The sequence below is a fragment of the Bradyrhizobium sp. USDA 3364 genome (assembly GCF_054056355.1).
The window spans coordinates 1,720,082-1,733,624 of sequence record NZ_JBSRYG010000002.1; the positions used below are offsets into that span (position 1 = coordinate 1,720,082).

7 protein-coding genes are annotated in these 13,543 nt (G+C 62.7%); 2 read left to right on the top strand and 5 right to left on the bottom strand.

Translation table 11 applies throughout. The features are described from left to right. Positions 1-451: 451 nt before the first annotated feature. Positions 452-4,621, top strand: coding sequence for a DUF5801 repeats-in-toxin domain-containing protein (locus ACVILL_RS08055; protein ID WP_456728581.1), 4,170 nt, complete (start codon positions 452-454; stop codon positions 4,619-4,621). Positions 4,622-4,689: 68 nt separating this feature from the next. Here the strand turns inward: ACVILL_RS08055 and ACVILL_RS08060 are convergent, their stop codons facing one another. Continuing rightward, on the bottom strand, positions 4,690-6,459 hold the full coding sequence (locus tag ACVILL_RS08060) for an alkaline phosphatase family protein (RefSeq protein WP_456728582.1): 1,770 nt from the start codon (positions 6,457-6,459) through the stop codon (positions 4,690-4,692). A gap of 308 nt (positions 6,460-6,767) precedes the next feature. Between ACVILL_RS08060 and ACVILL_RS08065 the strand changes: the two genes are divergently transcribed. Then, a complete protein-coding gene (locus tag ACVILL_RS08065) occupies positions 6,768-8,201 on the top strand; it encodes a cytochrome c peroxidase (protein ID WP_456728583.1) in 1,434 nt (477 codons plus the stop codon). Positions 8,202-8,214: 13 nt separating this feature from the next. Here ACVILL_RS08065 and ACVILL_RS08070 read toward each other — a convergent pair whose 3' ends face one another. The 4 genes from ACVILL_RS08070 to ACVILL_RS08085 all read right to left on the bottom strand — a co-directional run bounded on the left by ACVILL_RS08070 (position 8,215) and on the right by ACVILL_RS08085 (position 13,416). Further along, complete coding sequence (locus ACVILL_RS08070) at positions 8,215-8,901, bottom strand: hypothetical protein (RefSeq protein WP_456728584.1); 687 nt, start codon at positions 8,899-8,901, stop codon at positions 8,215-8,217. A 120-nt stretch (positions 8,902-9,021) separates the two neighbouring features. Continuing rightward, positions 9,022-11,073 (bottom strand): alkaline phosphatase family protein, encoded by a 2,052-nt coding sequence (locus tag ACVILL_RS08075; protein WP_456728585.1) that lies wholly within the window; start codon positions 11,071-11,073, stop codon positions 9,022-9,024. A gap of 238 nt (positions 11,074-11,311) precedes the next feature. Then, complete coding sequence (locus ACVILL_RS08080; protein ID WP_456728586.1) at positions 11,312-12,688, bottom strand: cytochrome c peroxidase; 1,377 nt, start codon at positions 12,686-12,688, stop codon at positions 11,312-11,314. Then, entirely contained in the window at positions 12,685-13,416 is a 732-nt protein-coding gene (locus ACVILL_RS08085; protein WP_456728587.1) for an EfeM/EfeO family lipoprotein, read from the bottom strand. Before ACVILL_RS08085 ends, ACVILL_RS08080 begins: the two co-directional genes overlap by 4 nt. Positions 13,417-13,543: the final 127 nt, after the last annotated feature.

Sequence of the window (13,543 nt, forward strand, 5' to 3'; positions counted from 1 at the left end):
TGTCGTGTCGCGGCATGATGGTGACCTGTACCGCCTGGCCGAGACCGCAGGACCTTGAGTGCCAAACGAGTTGTTGCAAACAGACCTAAAGGCCTGGTGGAGTTCGAGTAGAAATTAATATGTGGACAATTTACTTGGTAAATATACACTAAAGTCAGTGGGGTCGCACTGGCGAAAAAGGACAGCAGCTCTGCCGTTTCCGCAATCGCTCTTTGTAGTACCGGACTTCGATTTTCACGACGTAATTTAGTTTCAATCGGGACGTTTCGGCGGGCAAGCCTATGGCTGCCGATGCGGGGATTTTTCACCTCGCAGCGAGCAAAAGCCAGACCAAAAACACTGCGGCATCGCGCCCTGCCTAAGCTGCTCAGCAAGCGAAAAGCCAATGTTAGTCGCGTCCGGCGTAGCGTTCGGGGACGAGAGTTCGGCCGTTTTAGGCCGGCTGTCCCGAATGGTTGGCATTGTTCAGACGGCGGTCGGGTGCGGCACCGTCGCGCGCGCGCGCGGCATTGCCATTCAAGCCGTCGCCGGCGATCCCGTTTACCAGGGTGACATCATCGAAGTCGAAGCCGGCGGACAGGTCGAAATCCGCCTGATCGATGGCACCTTGTTGAACCTGCCGGCCGGCAGCCGGCTGGAGTTGGGCGATCTGGCCCGGACCAGCAGCCTGCGGCCGGGGCTGTTGGCGAAAACCAGAAACCTCTTGCGCCTCATTGGCGGCCGACTGGCAGGATCCGGCATCCTGACGGCGGACACGCCTGTTGGCACCATCAGGGCCAGCGGCCTCGGCATGCTGTCATTCGCTGCGCTGACCGTCGCACTGCTGAAGGACGCCCAAGCTGCGGAGCCGAACGTCACGTTCCTTGACGACGACAACATCAACTACAAGGACCTCCATCACGGCGTATTCGAGCTGGTGACCAAGGAAGCGATCCCCCGGCATATCGTCGTCGAGGATCCCGGAGAGACGATCGTTCTGACCAAGAGGGGGTCGTCGGTCAGCGTGAGCCATCTCACGAATTCCGCTACCCACATGGAGGAATTGCGCGAGGCACAGCAGGAGACGCTTGCCAATTTCGAGAAGGGAGCGGGATCGAAGGGTTCCGGCATGCCTGCTCTCGACGAGCAGCTGATCTTGCAACCGATCAATTTCATCCAGCCTGGTTCGTCACCCATCGTGCAGGATGCGCTTGGGCCGCTGCCGGGGGTCGCCCCCAAGTTCATTATAACCTTCGAACCACCGCCACTGCCGCCGAAGCTGAATCTCGGAACGGCGCCGATCGAGATCGATACGAAGATATTTGACGATTTCGGCTCGTCGAGCGGGACTTTCGCCGCCAGCGGGAGCGGCAAGCTGACCTTCGGCATCGGCGGTAGCGTGCCAGCCAATATCGTCCTGGGGCAAAACACCTACGACGAGGCGAGTACCGGCGAGTTTGGCACGCTTTATCTCAACAGCGCGACCGGTGCCTACACTTTCATTCCGAACAATGATGCGATCAACGCGCTGAAGGTCGACGCGATCCAAAGCTTCGTCATCACCGTAGCGGACGGCGCGCTTTCGGCCAGCGAGAGCTTCAACATCACCATCGCCGGGGTCGATGACGCCTCCATCATTTCCGGCGCCAAGGCCGGCTCGGTTGTGGGGGCAGTCGGCGTCAGCGCCGCCTCGCCCGGCCTGCTCAAGGCGACCGGCCTGCTTACCGACACTGATGTCGACGATCCCGCCAACACCTTCACGGCCGTGAGCACGCCGACGACAAGCACAGGCGGCTATGGTTCTTTCACGCTGACTACGGCCGGTATTTGGACCTACACGCTCGACAACACCAACAGTTCCGTGCAAGCCCTCAAAGTCGGCGGTGTGCTGACCGACAGCTTCACGGTGACCACGATCGGCGGCACCCCACAGACGGTGACGATCGTCGTCAACGGCCCGTTGATCGGGACCAAGGCGGCACCGTCGCTGACGCTGAGCGAGACGCATCTGACGGCAACAGCGCTCGACGACAACATCGCCGGCTCGGCGCCGGATGCCGCCTTGACGACGACGTCGGCCGATTTCTCGGCCGCGTTTACCACCGCGCAAGGCCTGGATGGTGCGACGGTCAGCTATGCGCTGACGATCAGCGGCGGCAACGGCACGGCGTCGGGGCTCATCGACTCGCATACCGGCCTTGCCGATGTGCTGGTCCTGAACGGCAATACGATCGAAGGCCATGTCGGCTCGATCGGCGGCACGCTGGCATTCACCATCACGGTCGATCCCGTCACGGGCCTCGTGACCTTCGTCGAGCACAGGGCAGTGGAGCAGCCGCTGGGCACCGGCCCGGATGGTGGCGAAGGCCTGTCGCTCGGAGCCGGGCTCGTCAACCTGGTTGGAACCGTCACGGAGACGGACGGCGACTTCCAGAGTGCAACCATTGACCTCGGCAAGCAGCTGACCATCACGGACGACGGCCCGAGCGTCAAGGCAAGTGGCACGATCCCGTCGCTGTCGCTGAGCGAGACGCATCTGACGGCGACCGCGCTCGACGACAACATCGCGGGGTCTGCGCCGGATGCCGCGCTGATGACGAAGTCGGCCGACTTCTCGACGGCATTCAGTTCGGTTCAAGGCGCGGATGGCGCAACGATCAAGTATGCGCTGGCGATCACCGGCGGCAACGGCACGGCGTCAGGTCTGATCGATTCGCACACCGGCCTCGCCGACATTCTGGTCCTGAACGGCAACACGATCGAAGGTCACGTCGGCACCACCAACGGCACGCTGGCATTCACCATCACGGTTGATCCGGCCACGGGGTACGTGACCTTCACCGACTACCGGCCGGTGAAGCAGCCGCTCGGCACCGACCCGGACGGCGGCGAAGCCGTGTCGCTGACCGCCGGGCTCGTGTCGTTGACTGCAACCATCACGGACAAGGACGGCGACTTCGAGAGCGCGAGCGTGGACCTTGGCAATCAATTGACCATCACGGACGACGGCCCGTGCATCAAGCCAAGCTGCAACGTGCCGTCGCTGACGCTAAGCGAGACGCATCTGACGGCAACGGCGCTGGACGATTGCGTTGCGGGTTCAATGCCGGACGCGTCGCTGACGACAATGTCGGCTGATTTCTCGACGGCATTCGTCTCGAAACAAGGTGCCGACGGTGCGACGGTCTGCTACGCGCTGACGATCACCGGTGGCAACTGCACCGCATCGGGCCTGATCGACTCGCATACCGGGCTCGCCGACATCCTGGTTCTGAACGGCAACACCATCGAAGGCCATGTCGGTTCGGCAAGCGGAAAGCTGGCCTTCACCATCGCGCTTGATCCGGCCACGGGATGCGTCACTTTCACCGAGTATCGTGCGGTGGAGCATCCGTCCTGCGACAGCATTGACGGCGCGACGTTGAACGCCGGCGTCGTCAATCTGGTCGCCACGATCACGGACAAGGACGGCGACTTTCAGAGCGCGTGCATCGATCTCGGCAAGCAACTGACGATCACGGACGACAGCCCGACGATAGATTGCTTCTCGAAGATCCTCGTCGCCGACCAGGACAATCAAGTCGCGTCCGGGACTTTCAACGTCAATTTCGGCGCCGACGGTGATGCCGCGATGCTCGTCGCCATTCACGATGGTCCCGTCGGCGACACCGGATACGATCTGGCAACCTGGTGCCTGGGCGACGGCATCACCTCGGTGCACGTCACCGGGCATGGCGACCAATTCACCTTCTACTATTCGACCCACGAGACGGGTGGCGGCGTCGAACTGGACGCCTATCTGACGGATTGCGGGGGTACGCTCGCCGATCCGTATTTCAAATTGCTGATCGATCCGGACGGGACCTTCTGCTTTGATCTCAAGAGCGTCGATCTGGTGAAGGGAGCCACCGTGACCGGCTCCGATTTCGGCGCCTCGGGCAGCGGCACGCCGTCCCTGACTTCCGCGGACGGACAACTGGTGATCACCGGCACCGACTGCGGCAAGCCCGCCGATGTCAAGGCTTCGGGCAACGGTATCGCGGTTGGCGACTACGGCCTGCAAATGGATCCCGCCGAGCAGTTGAATCTCGCCCTCTCCGAGAAGCAGGCGCAAGTCGGCTTCTCTCTCGCGCAATGGCAGGGCGAGGGCGCTGCAAGCGTGACCTTCAAGGTTCTCGACGGCAGCGCCGACGTTCACGACTTCAACATCTGCATCCCCAAGCCATACGGCGGCGGCAATGCCGACATCGTGGTGCAGGAAACGCCGAACGCTTCGTTGATCAACACGTATATGTTTGACAACGCGACGTCGACGTACACGCTCTACGTTGGAAAGGCGTTCAATCAGGTCCAGGTCGACTACGATCAGGCAGCAGGTGGAAACGCGACCTTCACGGTCAACAACATCACCTATGACGCGAAGACGACCGTCCCGAGCGTCGACCTCCTGTTCGATGTCTCTGCCGTCGACGGCGACGGCGACTCGGCCACAACCAATCTTCAGGTCGGCATTCATTGCCTCGCGACCGGAGCGCCCGCGCCCGCCATCGCGTTCGCGGCTCCCATGGAAAGCGCCGCGATGGCGGGCAGCAACATCGTTTCAGATCAAGTTACGCACATACAGCACGATCTGATCATGTAACGCCCTGAAGCGTAACCAAGGTCCCGGCCCGCGTCGGACCTTGACGCGGGCCGGGATGATCTCGCGTATCAGTGCCAGCCTTCGCCGGCCTTCAGCGCCGCCGAGAGGCTGCGCACCGGGCGCGTCACCAGCGGATCGAGATCGAAGCGCTTTTCGAGCATCCGGAGGATCGACGTGGTGTCGAAGTCCTCATGCGCGACGCCCGACTTGTTGAAGCGCTTGGCGATCAGCAGCGCCGGAACGCGGGTGCCCGGGCCCCACTGATCCGCCGCCTTGGCTTCGACACCATGACGGTTGTGCGGCGGCGGCGGGACGTGGTCCCACTGTCCACCGAACTCGTCATAGGTGATGACGATCAGCGTGTCCTTGCCATCCGGCCCCTCGGTGATCGCCTTGACGAGATCGACGAGGTGCTGGCTGCCTTCGGATTCGCTGGTGTAGCCCGGATGCTCGTTCTCCTCGCCGATCGGCTTGATGAAGCTGACTTGCTTCAACCGGCCGTTCTTGGCGGCCTGGATGAACTCCGCCTCGTCCTTCAGGTGGTCCCTGCGGGCCTGCGTTCCGGGAGCGTAGTTGGCGAAGTAGTTGAGCGCCTGATGGTGGAACTGGAAGTCCACATCGGGGCAGTTCGGGAACACCGCATTGGAATTGTGGTTCGGATCGGTGCAGGTCGTGCCGTTGCCGTTGGTCCAGCCGGAAGCGCCGACATCACCGTTGGCGTTCGACCAGCCGCCCGAATACCAGGCCCAGTCGACATGCTTGGCAGACAGCCGATCGCCGATGTTCGGCGTATGCAGCGGCGGCAGACGCTTGATATCGGCCGTACCAGGCGAATAGGGCTGATAGAACGGCTGCGTGGTGTTGACCGCATAGTCGCCGCAGGCAAGGCCGGCCGGCAGGCCGGTCTGGTTGCACTTGGCCGTCAGCTGCGCGTCCTTCACCGTCGAGGCCGGCGTGTAGAGCGGCGTGCTGGTCGGCATGCCGTTGGCATCGACGATCGAGTGGAAGTCGTTGGCGCTGCCGTCGTTCAGGGCACCGACGAACTGCGGCGCCGCAGCCGCGACCAGGAACTGGTGGTTGAGGAACGAACCGCCGAACGCCCCCTGGAAGAAGCTGTCGGCGATGACGTAGTTCGGGGCGCCGTGACCATGGAGATAGGTGTAAATGGGCAGCTTCTTGGTGTCATAGTAGCCCATCACGAGACCCGACGCGTCGCTGCCGGTCACGTAACGGTTCTGCCGGCCGCCGTTGAGCTGGTACTGTTCGCTGTAGAAGCGATGCACGATGTCCTCGGTGCAGCCGCCGGGCGCGCCGGTGCCGTTGAGGAAGCCATGCGCCGCGAAAGCGCCGAGCGGCTTCGGGCAGGTGGTCGCCGAGGTCGGGATGAAGTCGTTGATCTCGAACGGCTTGTTCTTGAAGGCGCTGAGGATCGCGACCGTGCCCGTGTTGTCGGTGCAACTCGTCGGCTGCGGCGACGGAGAGGTCAGGTTGACGTCGTTCTGCAGCAGGCAGCCATAGACGGTCTGATTGTCCTGCCGAACCTGCAGCGTATGCGCCTGATCGGCATCCGAGGTGCCGTTGATCCGGTCACGGCCGACATCGCCCCAGTGTCCGTAGAGGTTATCGAAGCTGTGGTTTTCCTGATAGATGACGACGATGTGCTTGTACTGATGCACGCCCTCATGACCGCGATCCCGCAGGTCACGCAGCTCGTCACGCACCTCGTGCTTGAACTCATCAACGATCTTTTCGACCAAATTCTCGGCGTTTGCCACCGGTGAGACGGCAACGGCGCCAGCAACAACTGCGAGCGCCGGAATGGCTCCCCAAAGCCGCATAGTGCTCTCCTGATTTCAGAAAGAAATAGAAATGGAGCTACACGCTATGCAAAACACATTTCGCTGGGATGACTGTTTTTCGACGCGCGCACAAACGCGTGAAAAGATGCGCGCGTGTCGACGAATTTTTCGCGCCGTCAAACACACATCGCTTTGCATTCGTTGATCGATCGTCATCAAACCGCAATCAACAGTCGTTTATCCAAACAGATGGTCATTGATCCTGCCGACAGGAAACTGTCACCTCCGTGACATCTTCCGGCACGCACGGCAGCGCAAATGCATTGTGACAGGGGCGTTTTCTCGCAATGGCTTGGGATATTCTGGCGTTCGGCTCCGGGAAATGTCGTGCGGCATCTGCCGATCGCAGCGTCAGGCCGGCGCGGATCGCGTTGCTGGCGCTCGTCGTTGCGCTCGTCCCGTTGCGCGCGATCGCGTTCCCGCTGGGCGGCGACCAGACCGTGCTGCCGGCCGGCACCGAATTCTCCGAGGAAGCGCTGGCGCGGCCGCGCGAAATCTTTCATTCCGAAGCGATCGGCGGGCACAAATCCTACCTGGTCAATCTCGGCGATCTCGCGTTCAACTCGCCGTCCATCCTGGGCGGCAAGGCCCGTCAGGCCGAGATGAGTTGCGGCACCTGTCACGTCAACGGCGCATCGAACCCGAAACTGTTCGTCCCCGGCGCGTCATCCCGCCCGGGCACATTCGACACCACCAGCCTTGCGTTCAACGCCAAGACGTTCAACAGCATCCTCGATCCGGTCAGGATTCCGAGCCTGCGCGGCGCCCGCTTCCTCGCCCCCTACGGACATGACGGGCGCATGACCTCGCTGCGTGACTTCGTATATAATGTCATCGTCAACGAGTTTTCCGGTCCGAAGCCGCGCGACGAGGTCGTCGACGGCCTCGTCGCCTATATCAACGACATCGATTTCCTCCCCAATCCGAAGATTGCGCCCGGCGGCAGATTGGCCGCGCAGGCAAGCATCGAGGAACGCCGCGGCGAGCAATTGTTCTTCAAGCCGTTCCCGAAGCAGGCCGAGTTGAGCTGCGCCGGCTGTCATATTCCGGGTGGGACCTTCAACGACCAGGTCCGGCACGACGTCGGATCGGGTGGACTGGTCAAGACCCCCACTTTGCTGAACGCGAACTTCAACGCGCCCTATTTCCACGATGGCCGCTACGACAGTTACGAACAGGTGGTCGAACATTTCGATCGCGTGTTCGACCTCGAACTGTCGACCCAGGATACGCAGGACCTCGTGGCCTATCTGAAAGCGGTCGGCGACGGCGAACGCCCGTTCGACAAGGACGGCGTCATGCTCCGGATGAAGGAAGTGCTTGAGCTCTCGAGCGTACTCGAGGTCGCCATCCCGGCCGCCGACACCGCGGTGGTGTCATTGGCGGTGACCGGGGTCGGCGCCGAACTACGCGAATTGACCGAGCACATCCCCGACATCAGGAACGCCTCGATCGGCGGCAAGGACGAGCGGCTGGCGGCGCGCGCGATCCTGAAGGACCTCGTCCTCACCCTGCGCCGCATCGATCTCGAAGTCGGAGCCGGTCATATCGACGAGGCGATGGCGGAATACCGCAAATTCGCCCAGTTGGTGCATTTCGACGTTCCGGTCGCCCTGAAAAAGGCCGAGCCCTGGTCGCTGTTCAACAGCAACGTGCATCAGTCGCACTACACGGCGCTCGGCCGGATGCTGCTGCCGGCGACAAGCCAGCAATCGCAGTAGCGCACGACGCGGGTCACTGCGAGGCCGGTGGCGCAACCCATACGTCGCTCTGCTGGATCCGGCGGATCAGCGCCTGCGGATCGAATTTGCGCAGGCCGGCGGGAATTTCGAAGGCCTGCGCCGGCTGGGGCGCGTCGCGGATGTGATCGGCCACGATCAGCGTCCCATCGGCGGTCTTGACCTGTACCGGAAACCGGCGCGCGCGGTCGATCCAGCCGATAAAGCCGGAACCGGACGGCGCCGTGATGCGATAAACGTCAGTGTCGCGACCGGCCGTCACTTCCGCTCCGTCGCGTTCGCAATGCCACGCCGCGTGATCAATCGGGGCCGACAGCTGCGCGATCGCCTGCCATTGCCGGCAGGGATCGTCCGGATCGACCGGAACGAACATCTGGGTCAGCGGGCTCGACTGCCTTGCATCCATGAAAACATGTGCGCCGGGACGGACGAAATATGCCGAGGGCCTGGCCGTGTCGATCAGGAAGAAGCCGTCCGGCAATGCCGTTGCTTCGATTCGCGCCTTTTGCTGCGCAACACGCAGCGTTCCCAGCACGGTGACTGTTTCGTCCTTCCGCGCGACGAGGTCGGCCGAAAACTGCTGCGCCGTGGCCGGCTTCGGAGCATGGGCCACAACGGCGACCGCCAGCAGGCCGGCTGCCACGCTCCGGCGTATCGAACACGTCTTCTCGCTGCGCTTCATCGCATGGTCCCGATCGATCAGGTGGGGGGCGGGTAAAACATGACAGCGCCGACCGAACCATTGGTTCGATCGGCGCCGGTCTCAATTGGGGTCAAGACCTCGTTCCGGACGAGAGCTCGATCACTCGGTGTAGGACAGCGTCACCGGCTTGCTGAAGTCGAACGCGTCGAACAGGTCGGACAGCGCCGGGCTGTTGGTCGGAACGTACTCGTTGTTCTTCGAGTAGCTCGGGTTCGGCAGGTTGTCGCGGCTGCGGTTCGTGAGCGGCTGGAGGCCCCAGTTGCGTTCGATGAACTTCAGCAGCGAGACGTGGTCGGCGTAGTTGTGGTTGACCTTGCCGCCCGTCGAATAGGGCGAGAGGATCAGGGTCGGAATGCGCGGTCCGTCGCCGAAGAAGTCGATGGACTGCTGGTAGCCCGAGTCCCAATAGCCGCCGGCCTCGTCCCAGGTGATGAAGACCGCGGTCGTGGCCTTCAGCTCCGGATTGTTGTCCAGCGCGTTCAGCACGTTCAGGACATAGGCCTCGAACAGATCAACCTTCGAACTCTGCGGATGACCGTCGAGCAGGCCGTCCGGCTTGCCGAACGACACCGCAGGCAGCGTGCCGCCCTGGATCGCCGTGATCAGATCGGCAGTGTCCTTCATGTGCGCCTGACGCACGGCCGGATTGGCCATGATCGAGGTCGCATACTGGAACGGATTGCAGATCTGGCAGTAGGCAACACCGAGCGCGTGCGCCGGATCGGCGACCGCAGCGGCGGTGAGGTTCGGGTTCGACGGATTGGCGGCAACCGCGGCGTTGGAAAGCGCCACGGCGTCGTTGAACGCGCCACCATAGAACGCCCAGGAGATGTTCTTCTCCATGAGCGCATCGCCGATCGTGCGAACCGACGACGGCGGCACGTTGTTGCCGCCCGACAGCGCGCCGTTTGGCAGGTAGCCCGGGTTGACGTTGTTGAGCATGTAGTAGTGGTTGGGCTTGCAGTTCGGCTCCGCCGCGTAGGGCAGATTGTTGAGGTAGGTGACGATAGGCTTCACGCCGGGCTGGAACACGTCCGAGCAGTTGCTCCAGTTGCCATCGACGGTGTAGCGGTTGACCGAACCCGTGACCGGGTTCGGGTTGGCGATCAGGTTCGCCGGCGGCGTCACCGGATTGCCCTTGCCGTCGCTCCAGAAGGCCGCATCGCCGGTGCCGAGCATGAAGTGATTCGCGCCGGTGCCGCCATGGAACGACTGGTGGAAGTTGTCGCTCAGGGTGAAGCGGTCGGCGAGCATCTTCAGGACCGGAGCCTGACCCTGCTGGGCGTTATAGAAGCCCATCGAGTTGGCCATGCTCTTGTTCGACGCCGAATAGGTCGCCATCACGAACGGGAACAGGTCGTTCAGGCAGCCCGAATTGTTCTTCTTGGTGGCGCTGGCGGCGCTGCAGTCTTCCTGCTGCCAGTCCTGATAGAAGCGGTGCGTCGAGTCGCCGGTGTAGTCGTCGTCGCTGATCTGCTCGCCCTGCAGCTGGAACGGCCCGTTCAGACCGCCGGCGCCCGGAACGCGGGTATCCAGCACACCGGTCGGCAGGCCGCTGAAGCCGGTGGTGAGAATGTCGAGATCGGCCGGATCCATGTCCTTCTCGACGCTGGCCTCGGCGATCGTCTTGAACGGGGCGCCGGTGTCGCTCTGCGCGGTCGGCGTACCGTTGGTGTTCGGCTGCGGCATCAGGTTGGTCGCGTTGTAGGGCGACTTCGAGATGACAGGCGCGCCGATATAGAAGGACGTCTGGCCGGCGACCGAGTACTGCTGCGCCTGCGCAAAGTTCGGGCCCGGCGTTCCATCCTCGTTGACGATGCCCTTCGACAACAGGTTGGAGATGGTCTGCCCCTTGCCCTTCGGCTTGTAGATGCCGAAGGTGTGATCCAGGCCGCGGTTCTCGCCGATCAGGATGATGACGTGCTTGATCGGCGAGGCGGTCTTGCCCTTGTCGCCGTGATCCTTGTCACCGTGATCATGCTTGGCACGATCGCCCTCTTCGTGCGCCTGGTGATTGTGATGCGAACGCTTGTCCCAATCACTGCGGCCGCCCGGATAGTGAGCGGCGTATGCGGCTGTTGCGACGAGCACCGTTGACGCGATGCAGAGCGCGGTGCTGGTTCGCCAGTGCTTTTTGTAATTCAAACTCATTGTCGACCTCAGGGTGTTTGCGGTTAGCAACACACACTGAATAGTGCGGCAGTATGACGCATGCTTTTCGCTTACGTGAAAGCGCGCGGGAAATTTCGAAACGTTCAAAGATTTTCTGTGGAGACATCTGCAACGACGCACTGCATCTCCGATATTCAACTCTTCAACCGGCGATGGAAAATAGATTGCGCGATCCGCACAGCGTTGCGGATCGAAAATGTACTAAAAACAAGCTCAATCAGTGCGCGACGTGCCTGGAACGCATCACCTCGCGAAGCGCAGCATAATGCTGGTCATGCACGCCCTGATTGAACAGCGACCACGGCTCGGCGCTGGCCAATAGCGCGGGCACTGCAGCGGCCATCAGATTGCGATAGTTCCTGAACTCGCTTGCAGCATCGGCGTTGCGTCCTGCTGCAACCGCCATCTCTACTCGCCGCAGCGTGAGCACGAGCTCCTTGAGGCCGTTGCGCGCCAGCACGCGCTGCTGCTCGCCGCCCGACACGCTGGTGTTCTTGCGATCGGGATATTGCTCGGTCAGTTCGCGCAGTTCGCGGCCGATCGTATCGACCGCGAGCGCGACGATGTCCTTGTCGCCGGCGGGAATCGCGGTCGCGAGCACCGAGGAGAAATCGTTGATCTCCTTCAGCGTTGCGCCGGCGCCGTCGCGTTCGTAGGGCTGCACGCCGTCGCCGACCGCCGTGAGGTAGGCGACGAGGTCGCCCTTGTCCTGTGCCGAGAGCTCTAGCTGAAAGGTCCGGTCGAAATAATCGACGACCTGGTTGTAATTGTCGAAGCGGCCGTCGTGAAAATACGGCGCGTTGAAGTCGGCGTTGCGCAGCGTCGGCGTCTTGAACAGGCCGCCCGAACCGATGTCGTGCTGCTGGTGATCGACAAAGCTGGACGACGGAACGTGGCACCCCGCGCAACTCAGCGACGGATCGTGCGGGAACGGCCTTGCGAACAGCGCCTCGCCGCGGCGCTCCGCGTCGGTAATCTTGCCGGCCAGCCGTCCGGCGGGACCGAGGCTCGGATTGGGCAGGAAGTCGATGTCGTGAAGATAGGCCACGATCGCATCGAGCGTTGCCGGCGACGGCTCGGGTCCGGCGAACTCGCTGGTGATGACGTTGTGGACGAAGTCGCGCAGGGAGGCGAACCGGCCGTCGGCGCCATAGGGCGCGAGATAACGCGCGCCGCGCAGACTCGGAATCCGCACCGGGTCGAACGCCAGGTTGTTGGCCTTCGGATTGAACAGTGCCCCGGTGGTGTCGAACGTGCCGGGCCGGCTCGACATCTTCGGCATGAAGAATTTGGCGTTGTTCGCGCCATTGACGTGGCAGGTGCCGCAACTCACGCCAGCCTGCCGTGCCACCTCGCCGAGCAGCCCCGGCGAATTGAAGGCAAGATCGCCGAGATTCACCAGATACGACTTGGCGCCGGTCCGCTCGGACTGGAACACCTCGCGCGGCTTGTCCAGCGCATCCTCGTTCAACTCGGTCGCAACCGGCAGCACGGTCTTGTCGCCGTCGACCGGGAATGCCACCGCATGCCCGAACGATGCAAGGGCGATGACGGCGGAGAGCAGCGCAGCCAGACGCAGGTGCAGCGATGTCATCGCGCCTGGGCCTCCAGGGTCGGACGCTGCAGCCCGAGCTTCGCCGAGGCGCTCTGCAACGCAATAACCAGTTCCTCACTGGTCTGGCGCAGATCGGCAATGTTGACGTGCGGCAGATCGGGCGTGGCGACGATCGCCTCGAGCTGTTCGATCCGGTTCGTCACCATCTCGTCGAGCTTGCCGTCGACCGTGTTGAGCGCGGCGGAGAAGATCGTGTGGTAGGCGAAATCGATGCCCGCGATATTGTTGCGCATGTCGTCCAGCGAGGTGCCGCTGATGCGCGACTCGCCGCCATCGGCCTTGCTCTCGCCGACTTCGTAGGCGAGCCGCACCGTGCCGTCCAGCAGGCCCTGCGGCGTCAGCTTGATGTCCTTGAGCTTGCCGTGAAGATCATCCAGGTGCTCGACGAGGCCGGTCGCGTCGGCGGCGACGTTGGTGCTTCCAGCTCCGAACAATTTCGCCTCGATGGCGTGGAACCCGCTGTCGGCATTCGGCCAGGCGTCGATCTGCGCATCGAGCTCAGGCACGAAGCCCGCGGTGAACACTTCCGAGCGCTCCCAACCGGCGCGCGCAGACAACCAGGCCTTCTTTGCACCCGGCAAATCCGCCGCAGCGGCGCGCTCGCGCAAGGCACGCGCACCCGCCAGCGCACTGGCAACGCCCTCGATCAGATACGGCCGATAACGCTCGGCGCCGTCCTCGAGAGCGCCCGCATTCGCAGCGCGCACGCCTGCGAATGCTGCCAGCAAAGCAAGGCACGCCGCCAACCACATCTTGTGCATAGCCAACCCACTCAACCGCCACGAAGGGCTCGTGGCACATAGCGGTGCGAACTATTGTCGGTATCCTATGCGG

What these genes read in the sequence shown, in the direction of transcription:
- ACVILL_RS08070 (WP_456728584.1), bottom strand. Translation starts at nt 8,901, where the DNA reads ATGAAGCGCAGCGAGAAGACGTGTTCGATACGCCGGAGCGTGGCAGCC.
- ACVILL_RS08075 (WP_456728585.1), bottom strand. Translation starts at nt 11,073, where the DNA reads ATGAGTTTGAATTACAAAAAGCACTGGCGAACCAGCACCGCGCTCTGC.
- ACVILL_RS08080 (WP_456728586.1), bottom strand. Translation starts at nt 12,688, where the DNA reads ATGACATCGCTGCACCTGCGTCTGGCTGCGCTGCTCTCCGCCGTCATC.
- ACVILL_RS08055 (WP_456728581.1), top strand. Translation starts at nt 452, where the DNA reads ATGGTTGGCATTGTTCAGACGGCGGTCGGGTGCGGCACCGTCGCGCGC.
- ACVILL_RS08060 (WP_456728582.1), bottom strand. Translation starts at nt 6,459, where the DNA reads ATGCGGCTTTGGGGAGCCATTCCGGCGCTCGCAGTTGTTGCTGGCGCC.
- ACVILL_RS08065 (WP_456728583.1), top strand. Translation starts at nt 6,768, where the DNA reads ATGGCTTGGGATATTCTGGCGTTCGGCTCCGGGAAATGTCGTGCGGCA.